General features: G+C 50.0%; 19 protein-coding genes and 1 pseudogene. 8 read left to right on the top strand and 12 right to left on the bottom strand.

Annotation, left to right across the window (positions count from 1 at the left end; genetic code table 11):
* Window positions 1–370 precede the first annotated feature (370 nt).
* The gene (locus AB1552_02155) at window positions 371–853 is read left to right on the top strand and encodes a DedA family protein (protein ID MEW6052577.1); all 483 of its coding nucleotides are present in this window, start codon (window positions 371–373) and stop codon (window positions 851–853) included.
* Here AB1552_02155 and AB1552_02150 read toward each other — a convergent pair.
* On the bottom strand, window positions 850–1101 hold the full coding sequence (locus AB1552_02150) for a sulfurtransferase TusA family protein (GenBank protein ID MEW6052576.1): 252 nt from the start codon (window positions 1099–1101) through the stop codon (window positions 850–852). The two genes, AB1552_02155 and AB1552_02150, sit on opposite strands and share 4 nt — an antisense overlap.
* A gap of 186 nt (window positions 1102–1287) precedes the next feature.
* Here AB1552_02150 and AB1552_02145 point away from each other — a divergent pair, with 186 nt between their 5' ends.
* The 4 genes from AB1552_02145 to AB1552_02130 all read left to right on the top strand — a co-directional run bounded on the left by AB1552_02145 (window position 1288) and on the right by AB1552_02130 (window position 4320).
* Window positions 1288–1740, top strand: coding sequence for a DsrE/DsrF/DrsH-like family protein (locus AB1552_02145; GenBank protein ID MEW6052575.1), 453 nt, complete (start codon window positions 1288–1290; stop codon window positions 1738–1740).
* 96 nt (window positions 1741–1836) lie between these two features.
* A complete protein-coding gene (locus AB1552_02140) occupies window positions 1837–3123 on the top strand; it encodes an outer membrane protein transport protein (GenBank protein MEW6052574.1) in 1287 nt (428 codons plus the stop codon).
* A 115-nt stretch (window positions 3124–3238) separates the two neighbouring features.
* Entirely contained in the window at window positions 3239–3580 is a 342-nt protein-coding gene (locus AB1552_02135; GenBank protein MEW6052573.1) for a histidine triad nucleotide-binding protein, read from the top strand.
* Window positions 3565–4320 (top strand): hypothetical protein, encoded by a 756-nt coding sequence (locus tag AB1552_02130; GenBank protein MEW6052572.1) that lies wholly within the window; start codon window positions 3565–3567, stop codon window positions 4318–4320. The genes AB1552_02135 and AB1552_02130 overlap by 16 nt, the downstream gene beginning before the upstream one ends.
* Window positions 4321–5025: 705 nt before the next feature.
* Here the strand turns inward: AB1552_02130 and AB1552_02125 are convergent.
* Window positions 5026–5718 carry a septal ring lytic transglycosylase RlpA family protein gene (locus AB1552_02125; protein MEW6052571.1) on the bottom strand — a complete coding sequence of 231 codons (693 nt, stop codon included), beginning with the start codon at window positions 5716–5718 and terminating at the stop codon, window positions 5026–5028.
* Between the two features lie 203 nt (window positions 5719–5921).
* The gene (locus AB1552_02120; protein ID MEW6052570.1) at window positions 5922–6635 is read right to left on the bottom strand and encodes a Crp/Fnr family transcriptional regulator; all 714 of its coding nucleotides are present in this window, start codon (window positions 6633–6635) and stop codon (window positions 5922–5924) included.
* 279 nt (window positions 6636–6914) lie between these two features.
* Between AB1552_02120 and AB1552_02115 the strand changes: the two genes are divergently transcribed.
* Window positions 6915–8783, top strand: a complete 1869-nt coding sequence (locus tag AB1552_02115) for an ATP-binding cassette domain-containing protein (GenBank protein MEW6052569.1) — start codon at window positions 6915–6917, stop codon at window positions 8781–8783.
* Window positions 8784–8838: 55 nt separating this feature from the next.
* Here AB1552_02115 and AB1552_02110 read toward each other — a convergent pair whose 3' ends face one another.
* Complete coding sequence (locus tag AB1552_02110) at window positions 8839–9024, bottom strand: nucleoside transporter C-terminal domain-containing protein (GenBank protein ID MEW6052568.1); 186 nt, start codon at window positions 9022–9024, stop codon at window positions 8839–8841.
* Between the two features lie 86 nt (window positions 9025–9110).
* Window positions 9111–10055 (bottom strand): hypothetical protein, encoded by a 945-nt coding sequence (locus AB1552_02105; GenBank protein MEW6052567.1) that lies wholly within the window; start codon window positions 10053–10055, stop codon window positions 9111–9113.
* 112 nt (window positions 10056–10167) lie between these two features.
* On the opposite strand from AB1552_02105, the gene AB1552_02100 reads away from it, so the two are divergent.
* Window positions 10168–10656, top strand: coding sequence for a hypothetical protein (locus tag AB1552_02100; protein MEW6052566.1), 489 nt, complete (start codon window positions 10168–10170; stop codon window positions 10654–10656).
* A gap of 157 nt (window positions 10657–10813) precedes the next feature.
* Window positions 10814–11089, top strand: coding sequence for a 30S ribosomal protein S20 (gene rpsT, locus AB1552_02095; GenBank protein MEW6052565.1), 276 nt, complete (start codon window positions 10814–10816; stop codon window positions 11087–11089).
* Here rpsT and holA read toward each other — a convergent pair.
* The 7 genes and pseudogenes from holA to AB1552_02060 form a co-directional block, all read right to left on the bottom strand.
* A complete protein-coding gene (gene holA, locus AB1552_02090; GenBank protein ID MEW6052564.1) occupies window positions 11070–11966 on the bottom strand; it encodes a DNA polymerase III subunit delta in 897 nt (298 codons plus the stop codon). The genes rpsT and holA overlap by 20 nt on opposite strands.
* The gene (locus AB1552_02085; GenBank protein MEW6052563.1) at window positions 11963–12514 is read right to left on the bottom strand and encodes an LptE family protein; all 552 of its coding nucleotides are present in this window, start codon (window positions 12512–12514) and stop codon (window positions 11963–11965) included. The genes holA and AB1552_02085 overlap by 4 nt, the downstream gene beginning before the upstream one ends.
* Window positions 12514–14991 carry a leucine--tRNA ligase gene (leuS, locus tag AB1552_02080; GenBank protein MEW6052562.1) on the bottom strand — a complete coding sequence of 826 codons (2478 nt, stop codon included), beginning with the start codon at window positions 14989–14991 and terminating at the stop codon, window positions 12514–12516. The genes AB1552_02085 and leuS overlap by 1 nt, the downstream gene beginning before the upstream one ends.
* Before the next feature lie 126 nt (window positions 14992–15117).
* Complete coding sequence (locus tag AB1552_02075) at window positions 15118–16428, bottom strand: tetratricopeptide repeat protein (GenBank protein MEW6052561.1); 1311 nt, start codon at window positions 16426–16428, stop codon at window positions 15118–15120.
* Between the two features lie 11 nt (window positions 16429–16439).
* A pseudogene (rsfS, locus tag AB1552_02070) lies at window positions 16440–16742 on the bottom strand (ribosome silencing factor).
* Window positions 16743–16852: 110 nt separating this feature from the next.
* Window positions 16853–17554, bottom strand: a complete 702-nt coding sequence (gene nadD / locus AB1552_02065) for a nicotinate-nucleotide adenylyltransferase (GenBank protein ID MEW6052560.1) — start codon at window positions 17552–17554, stop codon at window positions 16853–16855.
* A 16-nt stretch (window positions 17555–17570) separates the two neighbouring features.
* Entirely contained in the window at window positions 17571–18827 is a 1257-nt protein-coding gene (locus AB1552_02060; GenBank protein MEW6052559.1) for a glutamate-5-semialdehyde dehydrogenase, read from the bottom strand.
* Between the last annotated feature and the right edge of the window lie 151 nt (window positions 18828–18978).

Genomic DNA, 18978 nt, shown 5'->3' with positions numbered 1-18978 from the left:
CCCTTTTGGCGTTTGAACTCATAATGCAGTCCCTTTCTATGCATGTTTTTTCGGTAACATGCATTATGAGTCAACGATGTCTCCCTAGTCTTTACTTCGGTAACATTTTTTGTGATGCAATTCGATGTCCGGGAAAATCATTATCTCAGGAGTGTGTCCTGTGGTATAATGCGGAGGCACAACATGCTCGCTCCGCGGATAGAGGCCCCGCTTGAGTTTTCGCGGCCTGTTGCCTGAACCGTCGAAATGACATGCCTGCCGGGATTTTCTATGCAGCTGATGCGTGTGAGGAGGAGGTCTGGAAGATTTCGTATCGAAATACGGGTATATCGCTATTTTTCTCCTGACGTTTGTTGAAGGAGAGAGCGTATTGATAGCAGCGGGATTCCTTGCATATCACGGATATCTTGATGCCGCAGCGATTGTGCTCGTATCCACAGCAGCATCGTATCTGGGCCATGGTGCCTTCTTTCTGATAGCTTTGCACAAGAGAGAGGCCTTTCTCAGAGTTATCCAAAGATTTGTCAAGGTTAACCTGCTGAAACTCGAATCCCTGATAGCACGGTATGGAACTGCTGCCATCTTCATATGCCAGTGGCTCTACGGCTTCAGGCTGCTCAGTGCTGCAGTGCTCGGTATCTCACGAATGGGAACGGGCAAATATTTCAGTCTTCAGTTTATCAGTTGTCTCCTGTGGGCTGTTATCTGTACCAGTGGAGGCTACTTTTTCGGAGCAACGCTGAAAAACCTTCTCGGAGATATTAAGGCGTATGAACCCTATATAGTACTGGGGTTCCTTGCAGCAGGCGCGCTCATATGGGTTATGAGGGACATCAGAAAAAAGAGATGTTAGGTTTTTCGGATGAAGAATTCCCAGTACCCTTTCTCCTCAAGTTTGACAGCTTCAAACGGATATCCGTGCTTTTCGCAATACCGCGGGATCACTTCCTCAACGGTGACCGAGGAATCGCAGAGTATTTTCAGAATCGCACCGGCAGGCATCTTTTCCATTTCCTTTTTCAGAAGAACAATCGGATAGGGGCAGGGTCTGCCGAGGACATCCAGGATTTCTGTCGGAGTCTCGGTTCTTAAATCAGCCATTGCCTTGCAATCTCCTTTTTTAATGGTATCCGGAATCCTTCGCAATTGCCAGGAAGAGTCCTGTAAATTGATTTATACCTTTTGGAGCGTCAGTCAGTCAAGGAAAAAATATCAAATGTACATTTGCATATGAACTTCCTTAAGTTTGATATAATTAAAAATTGATAAAGAGGAAAGGAGACGAACATGGCACAGGGGAAGGAAAAAACAGAGACTTCGGCATTTATTACTTCACGCGACACACTTGACGGCGCATATCCGGGATTGATACTCGGTATTAACGCGCGCCGTTTGGGGATGCAGTGCAAGGTATTTTATACCTTCATGGGGATCAACGTGATTCGGAAGGGATGGACGGAGAAAGCCAAATTCTATCCCCCGGGGCTGATGGCAGCCATACCCGGCATGTCGGCACTGGCTACCTGGATGATGAAGGGGAAGATAGAGAAGGCCCAGATACCGGCGTTGCCTGATCTTCTGGAGATGGCCCAGCTGGAGGGGGTAGAGTTTGTGGCATGCAAGATGACGGTTGATATGATGGGGTTGAAGCAGGAGGATTTCATTGAGGGAGTTGTCATAGAGCCCGCGGAAACATTCCTGAGATATGCCAAGGACTGCAAAATCTGCCTGTTTACGTAGCAGTCTGATTGAAATTCAATAATTTCTGAAAAGTATGGGTCAGGGGGTTTCCCAAATCATCATTAATGAGGTTCTTTCCCAAAAAAAGGAGGCTCAATGAACACAGCAAAGGTAAGAGGGGTAAGATTTCTTCTGTTGTTCTCGCTGTTTCTGGCAGTTCTGCTCAGTCTGACCGTAAGCAGTGCGTATGCTACGAATGGTTACTTTGCCAATGGCTACAGCATAGAAAGCAAGGGACTTGCAGGTGCGGGAGTAGCTCTGCCGCAGGGCTCGCTTGATGCATCGATAAACCCTGCTGCCATGGTGCATGTCGGGAAACGCATGGATGTTGGACTCTCGCTATTCAACCCGAACAGGCAGTATACAGTACAGGGCAATCCTTCGGGAGTTCCCGGAACCTTTGGATTGACTCCGGGGACAGTAAAAAGCCATACGGAGTGGTTTGTCATTCCTTCAATCGGATTCAACTGGCAGCTGGATGACAAGTGTTCGGCGGGCGTGTCAGTATACGGCAATGGTGGAATGAACACTGATTATAATACCAATACTTTTTACGGCTCTGCCAATACCGGAGTGGATCTCATACAGCTTTTTATCGTGCCCACGTATGCGAGAAAGCTCGCGGCAAAACATGCGGTCGGAATCAGCCCGATTCTTGCTTATCAGAGTTTTCAGGCAACAGGGCTGCAGGCGTTTGCGGGTTTTTCAAGCAGTCCTGCCCACCTTACCAACAAGGGACATGACGATTCCTACGGATACGGATTCAAGTTCGGGTATCTCGGTGAGGTGCTTCCCAATCTGCACCTCGGGGCAACATATCAGACAAAGATATGGATGACCAGATATGACAAGTATGAAGGGCTGTTTGCGGAAAAAGGTGATTTTGACATCCCCGCAACCTGGACGATCGGTCTGGCATTCCAGGCTACTCCGAACCTGACTTTGCTGGCGGATGTGCAGGAAATCCTTTACAGTGATATGCGGTCGATCAATAATCCACTGGTTCCGAACATCCAGACAAGGCAGCTTGGAAGGAGCCATGGAGCAGGGTTTGGGTGGGATGATATCCTGGTTCTGAAGCTGGGGGTACAGTGGCAGAGCAGCAAAGAATGGGTCTGGAGGGCAGGCTATTCGATCGGGGACCAGCCCATCCCGAGGAGTGAAGTCCTGTTTAATATCCTTGCCCCCGGGGTCATTAAGCAGCATGCAACCATCGGTGTCACACGAACACTGAGTGAGCACAGCGAGCTGAAATTTGCGCTGATGCATGCATTTTCCCACAGTGTAACCGGGCCTAATCCTCTTGAGGTGCCGGGCCAGCAGACTGTCAAGCTGAAGATGAAACAGTGGGAATTTTCACTCGGGTATGCATGGAAATTCTAAAGGGTCAGTACCGGTTTTTCCACTGATGTAAGGCGCTCTTGTTCAGGGAGGTTTCTCTCCCTGAACAAGAGTCTGATGCTATTTCCTACGAGAAAATATTTGGAGGTAATATCCCATGGGGTGCATATTCTGCGAGATTGCTGAGAAAAAACGACCGGCAAAAACAATATATGAGGACACGCATGTTATTGCGTTTGAAGACATCAACCCGCAGGCACCGGTGCACGTGCTGGTTGTTCCACGAAAGCATATTGCCACCAGCCTCGATATACATGAAGAAGAAAACGGACTCATCGGGCATTTGTTCCAGGTGGCGAACAGGATTGCAAGAGATAAAGGGATTGCTGATCGCGGTTTCAGGCTCGTCATGAACTGCAACCCGGAATCCGGGCAGACGGTATTCCATATTCACCTTCATGTGCTTGGAGGAAGATTCATGCAGTGGCCGCCGGGATAGCGCCCTGGACTCCGGTGCTGTCATTTCGGGATTCAGGGATGCGGGTCTCTGCCCTTACCGCATTCGGGATAGCCATGGGTTTTCTCGAGGCTGCGGTTGTGGTATATCTGAGATGGCTCTATTACCCTGAGGGTTTTTCTTTTCCCCTGAAACCGGTTGTCTTCGAACGACTGTATGTCGAATACCTGAGGGAAATCGCGACACTCATAATGCTGTTTTCCTTCAGCCTTCTCGCAGGAAGGAATTTTCAGGAGAGGCTGTCTTTCTTCCTTTTCAGCTTCGGTGTCTGGGATATATCCTATTATGGATGGCTCAAACTGCTTCTTGACTGGCCTTCTTCGATGTTGACATGGGATATCCTGTTTCTCATTCCTGTGATCTGGACCGGACCCGTGCTCGCGCCTGTCATCTGCTCGCTTACCATGATCGCGATCGGAGGATGCATTATGTATTTTCAGCACAAAGGGTATGCTGTGAAGATTGGGGTGACAGAGGCGGTATTCTTCCTTTCAGGTGCAGTTATCATATTTGCGACTTTTGTGTGGGATTTCTCGGCCATGATATTAACCGGGAATTATATTTTCCGTGTACTGACCCTTGCAGCTGATCCCGAATTCCGGCTCCTTGTCTCCAATTATGTTCCCGATACCTATGGCTGGCGGCTGTTCGCCCTCGGAGAATTCCTTATGCTGATATCTCTGCTGATGCTGTGCAGGAAAGCAAGGGGCACCCGGAAATAGAGTGATACCTGTATCGGGGATGAAACGCCGGAATATCAGATCCCGTAGCGTTCAAACAACTCATACCGTGTTGGACAGTTGCAGATGTAATAATTATGCGCCGGTTTTTTCCTGTACGAGCAGCGACGGGTTTTCAGGGAACACAGGAAGCAGACATTCTCCTCAATATATGTCGAAATTTTACATATGTCTCTTGTTGCATCTTCCAGGCATTGAAAATGGAACATGCATTTTCTCGTTTTTTCCCGTGTGCTTTCACTGATCTGGAGCGACATGTCATGCCTTTAGATTCAGCATCGCCATATCCTGCAGGAAATGATCGATGCAGTATTCCTTTCTGCAGCCCGCAGCCTCAGGAAATCCAGGTGTTCAGCGGCTTCTCTACATGGCGTGAAAAATGCATAGTCTTCCGAATATATATCCTTCTGAAATTTTCGGGATCCGCTGCCTTCCGCGTTCTCCTTATGAAAGGGGTGGTTTTATCGGGCGCTCAGTGAGCTTTCTTATAGTTCTTATATGATTAGAATATAGAAGGAAATGAAGCATTTGTCATTGATATATATCAATATTCCTCTTAATAAGAATCAACGGTCCCGTTGTATATCCGGATGAGGCTGCATCCCGAGTTCCGGATGGCATGGCAGTGCCCGGAATGATGCGGTATTATCACAGGTAAGAAGGCAGACACATCCCCGGAGGCTTTTTTTACTCCTCTTCCAGTTGAATGGCTTCAACCCTGACCCTGGCTAACCCGTTTTCATAAAAACCCAGTTTTCTGGCTGCGCCCATGCTCAGATCAATGATTCTGATGCCTGATTCCGGATTCTGTTCGTCCGGGAAGGGTCCCCGGTCGTTGACCCGAACGATCACTGATCGTTGGTTTTCAAGGTTTGTAACCTTAACATGATAGGGTAACGGCAGATATCTGTGAGCCGCGGTGAAACCTTCAGGATTAAACGCCTCGCCGTTGGCCGTCATATATCCCCCTGCCTGTTGTCTGGTCTCATACCCGTACCAGGAGGCAATTCCTGAGTCGCTGTAGTCACGGGCTTCTGCCAAAGACATCGGGTAGTAAGTCTTTCCTCTGACAGAATAAGGGGAGTTTTTCACCCTGCCCAAACGAATCGCCTCTTTCACCGGTAACCCGTCTATCGTCTCAATGCTGTCGTTCACCAGTGCCCATTCTATCGGAGCCCGCACTACATGAAAGGTAATTTCTCCGATTCTGTAAGCAAGTTTTGTTGTCCCGGCTGTAAGCTCGTATGTCCCTTTCACCACCCAAATGCTGCCTTTTATCGCGCCCTTCGTGACCTCATAGGGTACCGTAACGAGCATGCATCCTGTCAGCAGCCCGCAAAAAAATACTGCATATATACTGAACAGCACGCGATTATTCATGTAACACTCCTGCCCCGAAATTCTGCCGCATGAGACACATGTGGAATGTCCGGAAGAAACACTCCACCATTATAAAGAAAACCGCGGAGTCTATCAACACGGCTGCCTGCAGACCTGCGGGAAGAGTCGGCGTAATAGACTTTCAGTACACTTCAGCAACTTCGCTGCATCTCGTGTTTTCTTATTGAACAACCCGGAAGTATTTACAGATGGGCCCACTCATGGAGTTTTTCGGGATTCGGAAATATCAGTCCGTCTTTTGTTCTTTTTATCAGTTTTTCGCGTTCCAGTTCCTTTAACAGTCGGCACAGATGCTCGGGGGTAACGCCGACAACCTGGGCAAGTTCCTTATGCTTGAGCGGCAGATCAATTTTAATCTGTTTCTGTGTATGCACATCATGAATAAACCGACAAAGCAGATTTTTCAGGCGATCCCTCGCTGGGAGGCATTCCATGATGACCAGTTTTTTCCCCTGATTGAAAACCTCAAGGCTGAGCATTCGCATCAGATGCAGTGCAAATTCCGGATGCGTTTTTACCAGATACAGGAACTTCCCTGCTGCGATACACCTCATCGAGCTCCGTGTCAGTGTTGTTACGGTAAATGAATATGGTTTTTCAAGAAGCACTGCCGGAGCACCGATAATCCAGAGATGATGCCTGAGGCCGGCGATGACTTCGTGTCCTGCCTGATCGACCCATGTCAGCTTGACCGAGCCTTTGTCAAGATAATACACCGCATCTAAGGGGGTATCCTGCTGTATGAGTACTGTATATGCCTGAAATATCTGTACAGGTCCCCACCCATAGGCACTGCAGATTGCTTCGCGGAAAAAGGATGCAAAAAAGCCATCGGGCTGGAAATGGTTCCCTTCCGGAAACAAAGGAGCGGGTGAAGCAGTATTTGGGGATTGCATTCCCTGTTCCCCCTTGTGCATCTTTTACCACAAAAAAAACGGGTTGTCAATTTTGATACTGTTACCAAAAAAAGAAGCAGTAAATGCTGTAGCCGTTTTCTCAATCGGTTCTTGCGCGTAAATACCTGTCATTATGGAGTTGCCTGTTACGCATGCCATATGTCCGGTCCGGAATTTGTGCATCATCATAAACTATCGGACACCCTTTACAGCGGGAGCGTTCACTGTGTGAAGACGGCGTGCCTGACTCAAAGGGGGTTTTCAGGTTACAATACAGAAATGATACAGGTCAGCGGTCTTTCCAAATCATACGGAACACAGATCATCTTCGACGATGTGGGTTTCTCGGTCAATGCCGGAGAGCGAGTCGGACTTGTGGGCAGAAATGGTCATGGGAAGACGACCCTTATCAGGATTCTCACTGGCGAAATGAAGCCTGATTCGGGAATCATCAGCGTACCCGGCAATTACTCGGTGGGGTATCTTTCCCAGCATCTTGAGTTCAGTCGGCCTTCTGTGCTTCAGGAGGCATGTCTCGGACTGAACCCGTCAGATGACGGCAGAGATGAATCTTTTAAGGCAGAAAATGTGCTCATGGGGCTCGGATTTCTGGCAGACGATTTTTCCCGGCATCCCCTTGAACTGTCCGGGGGATACCAGGTCCGGCTTCACCTCGCCAGACTTCTGGTTTCAGAGCCGGACCTGCTTCTTCTGGATGAGCCTACCAATTATCTCGATATCGTTTCTATCCGATGGCTTACACGATTCATGAGGGGCTGGAAAAGAGAGATGATACTGATAACCCATGACAGGGAGTTTATGGACGGTGTGACGACCCATACCATGGGGATTCACCGCACAAGGATACGGAAGATACAAGGGACAACCCACAAGCTCTATCAGCAGATACTCATGGAAGAGGAGATATACGAGAAGACAAGGGTCAACGAGGAAAAAAAGCGGAGCGAGGCAGAGCAGTTTATCAACAGATTCAGGGCGCAGGCTACCCGTGCACGGGCGGTGCAGTCGAAGATAAAGGCCCTCCGGAAGAAGGGCAGACGGGAAAAAATGTCTGAAATTGAGGAACTGGAGTTTGAATTCGTCTCCGCACCCTTTATCGGCAAGTGGCTTATCCAGGCGAAAGACCTTACATTCTCATTCGGATCGGACGGACCATCGCTCATCGACGGGCTGGATCTGACTGTTGGGAAAAAGGACCGGATAGCGGTCATCGGGAAAAACGGCAGAGGCAAGACAACGCTCCTGAACCTGCTCGCGGGAGAACTGAAACCGCTCGGGGGAACTATCGAGCACCACCCGAAAGTGCGGCTCGCCTATTTCGGTCAGACCAACATCCAGCGTCTTGATGCTGAAAAGACCGTGGAACAGGAAATACTCGGAGCGCTCCCGGAGCATAACAGGAAAACGGCACGGAACATCTGCGGTACCATGATGTTTGATGGCGACACCGCGCTCAAGAAAATCAGTGTGCTGTCCGGTGGGGAGAAGAGCAGGGTGCTTTTGGGAAAATTGCTCGTCAGCCCTGCGAATCTGCTGTTGCTGGATGAACCGAACAACCATCTTGATATGGAGTCTATCGACTCGCTGCTGGAAGCGATAGATGAATTTGACGGGAGTGTTGTCATCGTTACGCACAGCGATATGATCCTGCATGCGCTTGCGAGCCGGCTTATCGTTTTTGACAATGGCAGCGTGAAGATATTTGAAGGAACCTATCAGGATTTTCTCGACAGGTGCGGCTGGAAAGATGAGGCAGCATCGGAAGTGTGCAGCAGGCCGGACCCGGGGAATGGAAGCAGCAATATCAGCCGGAAAGAGATGAGGCGTATGAAAGCAGAACTGATCAGCAGCCGTTCCAGGGCCCTGGTGCCGCTGCAGGCAAAGATATCAGAGGTGGAAGATGCCATTATGCTCCTTGAAGAGAAGCATGCGCGGGAGACACAGGAGCTTCTTGATGCCTCTGTGAGAGGAGACGGGGAGAGGATCAGGCGGCTGTCTAAGTCGATTCATGAGTTTCAGGCAAGAATAGAGGAACTTTTCAGTGAGCTTGAAACAGTGACAGGAGAATTTGACAGGAGGTCACGGGAGTTCGAAGAGAGACTTTCCGCACTTGCCCCGGAGCACTGACTGCTCGGGAAATCTGTGCATAATCCTGACCGGAAAGGACCCGGTTGACAGGTTACTACCTTCCTAAGAGCACAGAGCCTTCTGTAAAAAATGTTCCTGCTACCGCAGCGGTCATGAGGCAGGCAAGCGTTGCCGCTGCAAGTGCCCTGAGCCCGACCGCAGAGATGTCCTGTGTCCTTTTCGGGACGAGCGCTGCAGTTCCGCCGACGAATATCCCGGAAAAACTTATGAGGTTATACATTCCGGTCGCCTGTTGCGGTATCCATGGGCTGCAAATCTTCTGCAGACACGGGAAAAACGTGCAGTCCGGGACAAGAGAAGCAGGGGTTACCCGAGTTCTTCAATGATCGCAGCAGCGAGCAGGGGGAACATTATCTCATGGTGACCGGTGAGCGCATATGCTGCCCCTTTTCCCGTCGTCGGACGTCTGAGGACATTTTCCATGGGCCGGTAATGCTGTATGAAATCCATATTCACTGTGGTAATATTGTCGACTTTGTTCCCGATATTTCTTGCGATCGTCAATGCCTTGAGAAATACCTCCGGCAGGATCACCGCAGAGCCGAGATTGATATACACACCGCCCTCGAGGTCTGAGACAATGGCTGTCAGAAGCCTGAAGTCCAGGAAAGTCCCTTCTCCTATTGCGGCACCATCAGCTTCCGGATGCATATGCACGATATCTGTGCCGAGTGCAACGTGCACGGTTGCGGGGATATTCAGCCTGTAAGCCCGGCCGAAAATACTCTTGTCCCTGAACGGAAATGCGCTCTCTTCGATTAAGGCTCCGACGGACTTTCCGATACCGAACCCCTTTTCCCTTCCGGACTTTATGGCCTGATTGAGATATTTCCCGGTTTCCTCGGCCATTCCGAACATTCCGCTGGCTAATCCTTTCCCGACATCTTCAGACGTATGTCCGGTGAAGGAAAGCTCGAAGTCATGCACAATGCATGCGCCGTTTGTCGCAAGGGCGGTGATGATGCCTTTCTGCATGAGGTCTATGATAAGGGGCGACAGGCCGACCTTAATCGGGTGTGCACCCATTCCCAGGATCACCGGCCTTGCGTTCTGTTTTGCCTGTACAACGGCTGCAACAATGCCCTTCAGATTCTTTGCCGCCAGTATGTCAGGCAGTTTGTCAAGAAAGGCTTTCAGGGTGCTGCCGGACGTATGCGGGACCGCAAGCGCTGCAAGAGACACCTTGCTCTTTCTTTTTGCCAGAGAATATGTCCTGACCTTTCTGAATGATACAGGCCGGTATTTTTTCATGCATTACATCTTACCATAAAAAACCATCCGGAAGCACCGGAAAATCACTGGAAGTCTGTTGAAAATAAGAATAAATGCTGCTAATCTATAGAAAAATACAGAAAGGGTTCCTATGCCGTTCACTGATATACTCTCGAGGGAAGATGATTTGAGGACAACTGAGTATCGTCATGAAATTATGGTGGGAGGGTCTGATTTTGCGACATGCAGGCAAAAGGTGATGCATTTTTTCGGCAGATACCAGCTTGTCCGTTATTCAATGGTAACCGTTGTTGAGAGTGAATCACTGCCTGCTACGAGTCCGGCTTTCAGCGGCAGGCTTGCTCAGGCGGTGGCAGAAAACCGCCGGATCGTGCATGACCTGATACGGGAGTTTCAGGATGAAGGAATTACCACCCTCACTGAACTCGGGGAAATCCCCCAGGGGTACAAGTCAAAGATGCTCCATGTGATCACGCATTTTCTGGATGGTTTTTTCGGCATCGACACCTTTTTCTATAACCTTGAAGACGACACGCACTGGATAACCGATGAGTTTCAAAAAAAGGTGGATGAAACCCCCTCTCATTACTGGCTCCTGTCAGTCAGGGCAAAGATATGATGCGCTTCTGAGGAGCAGGGCTGCGGCTGCGGGGATGTAATTTTTTCCCAATCGCACATTGATTTAATCTGCTGTTTTATGGTATTTTTATAACTTCATATCTTAAAGGAGGATTACATTGCCAGCAAAAGCACAACCAAAGAAAAACCTTTCTGCCATGAAGAGGGCAAGACAGGCAGTAAAGAGGACACTTCGCAACACGAGCTTGCAGAGCTCACTGAAAACCGTTATTAAAAAGGTCGAAACCGCCGTATCTTCCGGAAACAGGGAAGAGGCGGGAAAAGCGCTTCTTGCGGCTTCCCGGGCTCTCAGCAAGGCTGCATCAAAGGGTGTCATACACAGGAATACCGCATCGAGAAATATATCGAGGCTTACCAAGAAGGTAAATGCCCTGGCCCCGCAGGCAGAGATTCCTACAGCCGGAGCAGCCTAACCAGCATATATTCCATAGGAAAAGTTCTGCCGGAACTCTTTATTTCCCTGTCCGTACTGTGAAGAATCTCGAATACTTTCAGCAGATACGCCTTTTCTGCCGGCGTGCGGCTTGTCTGCATGCTGCGTCCGTACTGCCAGTTCAGGGCTCCGATAAGACCATAGTCCTCTGAAGTCTCCCGCAGCGTCTTGTAAATCCTGAATACTCTTTCAGGGTCTTTACTCCTGAGCGCATTTACGAGGTCGAATATGCCGAAAGACCTTTCCCCTGTCACGATATCAGCGATGTCATCTGCTCCTATCGTTGTTTTTCCAAGCAGGGAAATCTTCTCTATCTCCGATGCAAGGAGTCCCAGATCAGGCCCCACAAGACCAATGAGATAGTCTGAGGCCTTATCGGTTATTTTTATCCCCCTTGCTAAGGCCCTCTGCATTATCCACGCGGGTATCTCTGCTTCCCTGATATCGAGAGAGAGAGGCTTGACCCGTCCGAGCTTTTCCCTTGCCTCTTTGCCGAGTGAACCGAGATGGAGCAGCACAAGCACGGAATTGTCCGGCGGGCTCATAATATGGGTACTCAGGCTTTCCATCTCCTTTTTGGAGAGCTTTTGCAGGTTCAGTAGCAGAACGGTAATTCTCTTCCCGCCAAAAAACGAAACGGTATTTGCCACATCGAGGATCTGTCCGAACGGAATGCCTTCATCTCCCGGTAACAGCAGGTCGTATATATGAAGGTTGAAGTCCCTTTCAGGTTCGGGGACGGTTCTCCTGATCGCCTCCACCGCTTCCCTGTGAAGGAATATGTCAGATGCATGGCACAGATATACGGGCGATGGCAGGCCCTTTTCGATCTCCTTCAGAAACGCCTGATAGCTCATCGGTATATCATTGCAGCAATGATTTCGGCTGCCATGTCCCGGAGCGCTTTCTCCGATGCCTGTTCCTTTGCCCCGATCACCGTGTTTAACTGTCCGGCGCCCGAAAAGGAGACAATGAACGGAGACCCTATGCCCTTGAATTCGGTCATCTTCCCTTCCGGGTCAGTCAGTCTGAAGTTGCCCTTAATGAGCACTTCATATTCCGTTGCGGTATTCGCTTTTTCGGACAGGACGCGGAGGTCAAAATGGGTAACGGTTCCGGTAAGCGTACGTCCGGCGTCCGAAGTGACAGAAATCCCCTGTTTCAGGCATTCCTCAGCCAGGGCCCTGTGCAGCCTGTCCTGGAGTTTGGGTTCTGTTGTCCTGTTTTCGATAGTGCCTAAATGTATGGCCTCAAACGGCAGGGAAGACCTGTGATGCATTGAATATCCGCAGCCGCAAACGAAGACTGCAAAGAGCAGAGACCAGAGAAAAATCAGGACAAGAGAGAGAACAGGATGTCCTTCAGTTCTTTTGCTATTGCCCGGCGTTCTGCCCGTTGTGTGCATTATTCTCCCATCACAATATTGACCAATTTGCCCTTTACCACAATGACCTTTCTGACAGATCCGGAACCGATGAATTCTCTGGTTTTCCTGTCATCGAGTGCCATTGTGCGTATCTCCTCATCCGGCGTGCCTGGCGCAATCATGATCTTGGATCTCAGCTTTCCGTTCACCTGGATGACCAGCTCGATTTGGTCTTCTCTTGCCGCATCCTCATCCCAGTCAGGCCATTTCTGCGCAAAAATGCTCGGATTATTGCCGATTTCCGCCCATAATTCCTCAGCAATATGAGGAGAAAACGGAGAGAGCAGCAGCAAAAGAGTCTGTATTGCGAACCTGCAGACTGCCCGGTCATCGTCAGACATGGGTTCAAATGAGGTTATCTCATTCACAAGCTCCATGAGACCGGCTATCGCGGTATTGAAATGGTACTCCCTTTCTATGTCGGAAGTCACCTTTCTGATGGTCTGATGCACCTTGCGGTATAAGCGTGCAGCATCATCCGACAGTTCCGCGGCTATTCGCGCGTCTTGGGGTACGGAACGTGCTGCACGCAATGCATCCCTGTGTCTGTATACAATTCCCCAGATTCTGTTCAGAAAACGGAACGCGCCGTCAACACCCTTATCTGACCAGTCCAGGTCCTTTTCCGGGGGTGCAGCAAAGAGAGAAAACAGGCGTGAGGTATCAGCCCCGTATCTCTGTATCAGATAATTGGGGTCGACCACATTACCTTTTGACTTTGACATCTTCGCGCCGTCCTTGATCACCATGCCCTGTGTAAGAAGATTCTGAAACGGTTCGCTGACCGGGAGCAGGCCGAGGTCCCTCATTGCCCTGGTAAAAAACCTCGAATACAAAAGATGCAAGACCGCGTGCTCCACTCCGCCGATATACTGATCGACGGGCATCCAGGATCTGATTTCAGAATCCGGTGCGGTTAATGCCGAATCCAGACGAATGTCTCCCTTTTTGAAACAGTATCTGATGAAATACCATGAGGAATCGACAAACGTGTCCATTGTGTCTGTCTCGCGTCGTGCGTTTCCGCCGCATGCCGGGCATTGTGTACGCAGAAAGACTTCCGATTCAAGAAGGGGTGAACTGCCCTGTCCGGTAATTGTTACATCTTCCGGGAGTATTACGGGAAGATCCTTTTCAGGAACCGGGACAACCCCGCATGCATCGCAGTAAATGACCGGTATCGGTGTGCCCCAGTATCTCTGTCGTGAGATGCCCCAATCCCGCAGTTTATAGTTGACCACCGCTGTGCCGAGCCCCTTTGCTTCTATGAACCGGATGATCTCTTTCTTTGCGGAATCGCTCTTCATGCCGGAAAACTGCCCCGAATCTGTCAAAATGCCTTCGTCTTCATACGCCTCTGACATCCGTTCCGCCTGCACTTTTCCCTGCGCATCTTCCGGGGTTATGACAACCTTCACGGGGAGGCCGTATTTTTTTGCGAATTCAAAATCCCTCTGGTCATGTGCCGGGACCGACATGATCGCTCCGGTCCCGTATTCCATGAGGACAAAGTTTGCAATAAACACCGGTACCCTTTCACCGTTCAACGGGTTGATCGCATGGTATCCCGTGGGAAGACCTGTCTTCTCAATATCCGGTCCGGATTTTGCTTTCACGGTTTCGAGCTGGTTTCTGTCACTGACCATTTTTGCTGCCAGAGGATGTTCCGGTGCAATACACATGAATGTAACCCCGAACAGGGTATCCGGCCGTGTGGTGAATATCCTCATATGTTCTTCCATGCCCTCGACCGGGAAGTCAACCTCAACGCCTTCACCTCTGCCGATCCAGTTCTTCTGCATGAGCACGACCTTTTCGGGCCATCCATTGAGTTCGTCACACCCCGTGAGCAATTCCTCTGCATACCGGGTAATCCTGAAAAACCATTGTTCCAGCTTTTTCTGTACCACCACACTGTCGCACCGCCAGCATTTTTCATCGATCACCTGCTCGTTGGCCAGAACGGTTGTACAGGAAGGGCACCAGTTCACATATGAATACTTTCTGTACGCAAGCCCGTTTTCGAGCATCTTCAGGAAAAACCACTGGTTCCACCTGTAATACTCAGGATTGCACGTGGTCACTTCCCGGTCCCAATCGTAGCTCAGGCCAAGGCGGTTAAGCTGAGTTTTCATGTGCGCAATGTTCCTGTGTGTCCATTCGGACGGATGCACCCCGTGCTTGATCGCTGCATTCTCTGCAGGCAGGCCGAATGCATCCCATCCCATCGGGTGGAGGACGTCATACCCGCGCATTCTCTTGTACCGTGCAATAACATCGCCGATCGCATAGTTTCTGACATGTCCCATATGGATCTCTCCGGAAGGGTAGGGGAACATTTCGAGGCAATAGAACTGCTTCCGGGAGTGATGAACCCCTGTGGCAAACAGGTTCCGGTCAGTCCAGTACTTCTGCCATGTCAACTCGACGTGTTGAGGGTCATATTTTTCTTCCAAATCAGATACCTCCTGAAGTCTCTGCAGCCTGATGACTGCATACCCGTGAGCGCGGGATATTCCTGACCGCTATTATAGCAAAAACAATGAGTTGAGATGTCGGCTGGGGTGCGGGATTCCGGCGGATTATCCGGCAGAGAGCCGCAACTGATAGCTGCTCCACTGCCTGCAGTTTGCGCACCTTCCTGACCATTCGGAAGTGGTATGGCCGCAACTCCTGCAGGCATATGAAAGGCTGAACGCACACTTGTGGGCATCAAGGGCCTTTTTGAACTCATGCACCGCCTTATCAACCTGATTTCTCTTCATATACAGGTTTCCCATAAGCTGGTGCATCTCGGGATATACCGTATCGCCTGTATCGATTGTGGTCATCGTCTCGAATGCATCATCTATCATCTCCAGTCTGTAATAGAGCTTTCCGAGGAAGAATTTGAGTACAGGGTTTTGCGGATTCTTCGAGATGGTGTTTTTGTAAGTCCTGATAAGCCTGAGTGGCTCTCCGACGCTGATGAGAAGGTCCTCGAGCCTGAGGAGGACGATCATGGATGAGGTCTGTTCATAGCTCTTCTCAAGGTGGTTGATAGCCTCTTCAGTTTCCCCTTCCCGTAAAAGAACCTCTGCAAGCCCCAGGATCGCATGGATGGAATCCTTGTCAAGACGCAATACAGTCCTGAACGCCTTTTTTGCCTTTTCAAGGTCTCCGTTCTCGAGGCTGTGCCTGCCGTACTCATACTTGTATCCGACAAGGTTCTGCCGTTCACGCGCCTTGTCCTTTTCCGTATGCTCATTCTTGAGTATCGTCTTTTGGACCAGCACGAGGTCATCCCATTTTTCCTGCCTTTCCAGAATATCCCTCTTTTTATAGAGCGCGGAAAGGTTCCCGTCGTCGATGTCCAGAACTTCTTCGATAGACCTGAGGGCCTCCTCCCACCTGCCTGTTTTTTCCATCAGACGCTCCATGGAGAAGAGTACCTCGATATTCTTGGGATGAAGGTCTTTTGCCCTCTGATAGTATTCCCGCGCCTTCTGAAAATCATCCTCTGCAAGGGCGATATCCCCGAGCTGGATCAGCGTGTTCAGGTGTTCGGGGTTTTCGGAAAGAACCGCCCTGAGCGTCTCTTTTGCCTCAGCCTGATTATGGTGCGCGAACAGAAAGTTCAATGCCTTCGAATAGAGCTCCTGAACCTTTGCGTCTCTTTTCTGCCGTTTCTGATACTGGATATTGTCAACATATCTTTTTGTATCCCGTATGACGAACACAAAAAGCATCGTGAGCGCCCCGATCGCGATCGAGAGCAGAATAAGCGCAATTGTGGGGGTCTCGTAGACCTGTCCGAAAGGAATCTTTACTAACGTGGCTTCCTGATTGAAGATGGCAAATAGGGCGAGCGCTGCCAGAAACAGGATAAAAATGAATACCGCGAGTTTACTCATGAAAGATTCTTTTATTCCACCTGGATTCTCTTGGCATCGATCCAGAGCTTTTCGAGTTCATAAAATGCTCTTGTCTGCGTTTCGAAGATATGCACGATGACATCACCATAGTCCATAAGTATCCAGAGGCTGTTCTTCATCCCCTCGATTCCCAGGGGTTTCAACCCGGCCTCCTGATACTTCCCTTCGATGTGTTCCGCGATTGCTTTTATTTGGGGAGTGTTCTCTCCGGTGCAGATGACAAAATAGTCTGTTATTGTAGTAAGTCCCTGCAAATCAAGGACCAGAATGTCTTTTGCCTTTTTATCGAGTGATGCCCGTGCTGCGAGAAGGGCTTTATCCTTGCTTTCTAAAGGTACTCCCCCCTTTCAAAAAAATGATGTAAAAGCTGAGAGTTAAAAGTTAACATCTGACAGGCCTCACGCTAACCCTTAACTCTCATGCGTAAATTGCTATAAAGCTTATTAATAATTATATAGGATTGAACTTCTGGTGGCAATAGATATTTTATGCTTTTTCCGTGTCTTATGAGCATTCTGATCTCTGTTGAGGATATCCCCATGGGGATAGTTCTGACAAGGAATGCCTCCTTCCGGCTCTTCAGTTTCACCGTTCCGATACCGGCATCAAGCCTGTCGAACCTCCGGAGGGCCTGCTTCCCGGTTGTCAGGTAGGGCGACCCCAGGAGGTCTGCAAATCTGAACTCCGGCCTTGATATGACAATAAAATGGGCAGCTGCGGTCAGTCGTTCCGGCTGCCACCAGTTGGGGATGTCGAGGAAGGCGTCTATCCCGAGAATAAAGTATAACGCAGCATCCGGATTCGCCTGCTGCAGGATCTCCAGTGTCTTTACGGTATATGATTTCCCCTTCTGCCTGCATTCAAGGTCAGAGACCTCAAAGAAGGAGTTCTGTGCGATTGCCAGCCTGGTCATTTCATATCGGTGATGTGCGGCCGCGATCTCTTTTGTCTTGAGCGGTGGTGTGCCTGAAGGAATGAATACAATCCTGTCCATGCGGAGTTTTTCCCTCACCTCTTCAGCAGCCCTGAGATGGCCATGATGGATAGGGTTGAATGTCCCGCCGAAGATCCCGATTTTCATGAGGTTGGTGTTATTCCCCGACATGATCCGCATCAGAGTGCTATTCTCTCAGCTGGCCGTTTCCAAGGACGATGAATTTCGTGCAGGTCAGTTCCTCGAGCCCCATCGGACCCCGGGCATGGATCTTATCGGTGGATATCCCGATTTCAGCGCCGAGGCCGAACTGGAAGCCGTCGTTCAACCTTGTTGAGGCATTCACAAAGACCGCAGACGAATCGACCTCTTTCAGAAACCGCATGGCCGTATCATACTTATCAGTGACAATCGCATCGGAATGTGCTGAGCTGTATCGCGCAATATGTGACATTGCCTCATCGAGGCCGTCGACGACCCTGACATTCAGAGTGAGGTCGAGATACTCCCTGTAAAAATCTTCTTCCTTAACCTTTGCGAGTGATGCGTCGATCCGGCGCGTGAACGGGCAGGCGTTGAGTTTTACTCCGGCCTGCTGCAACCTTTTGATCATGGGCGGCAGAAATGCCCTTGCGATCTTTTTGTCAACAAGCATCGTTTCCATCGCATTGCATGTCCCGGGCCTCTGCACCTTTGCGTTGAAACAGATGTCTTCCGCCATTTTCAGGTCTGCATCCCGGTCAACGAAAACGTGGCATACCCCCTTGTAATGCTTCAGCACGGGGATCCTTGAATTCTCGGTGACAGCCCTTATCAGCGCCTCGCCCCCTCTCGGGATGATCAGGTCAACGATTCCTTCGAGCCTCAGCATTTCCATGATTGCGATACGGTCAGGTATGTCAATAAAGGTGACCGCGCCCTCGTGAAGACCCTGCTTTTTCGCAGCATCACTCAGGACTTTCACGATCGCCTTATTCGAGTGGATCGCTTCAGAGCCGCCCCGCAGGATAACGGCATTTCCCGCCTTCATGCAGAGGCCTGCCGCATCTGCCGTGACATTCGGCCTTGATTCGTAGATGATCCCGATCACACCGATGGGAACCCGCATTTTGCCGACCGTCATGCGGTTCGGCCTCGTCCACATCTTTATCACTTCACCGACAGGGTCCGGAAGGGCTGCAACCTCCACAAGCCCCTGTGCCATTTCCATGATTCTCTTCTCGTTGAGGGTGAGCCTGTCTACAAGCGCCTTTGAAAGACCCTTGCCTTCCGCATATTTCACGTCCTTCCGATTTTCGGTTATCAGTTCCCGAGACTTTTTTGTCAGCGCTTCCGCCATTTTCACGAGGGCGTCATTCTTCTGCTGCGATGAGGCCTTCGCAAGCGACCTCGCCCCCTCCTTTGCCTCTAGTGCTTTGCTGAGCACGTATTTCTTGATATCCATGATTTCCCTCCGTTTCGCTATCTGCTAAAAATTATACATGAAAAAGCCGTTTTTTTATCATCACCGGATTGCCTGAGCACCATCGGCGGGGCGGCTGTCCTGGTGAAAACCGGTCCGCATGCATTTTATGCCGGCGAGGGCCCGCGATTGC

It is taken from the genome of Nitrospirota bacterium, assembly GCA_040754395.1.
Classification (GTDB): domain Bacteria; phylum Nitrospirota; class Thermodesulfovibrionia; order Thermodesulfovibrionales; family SM23-35; genus JBFMCL01.
Note: the sequence above shows the minus strand (reverse complement) of the source record. Positions and strands in the feature narration are given on the sequence as shown.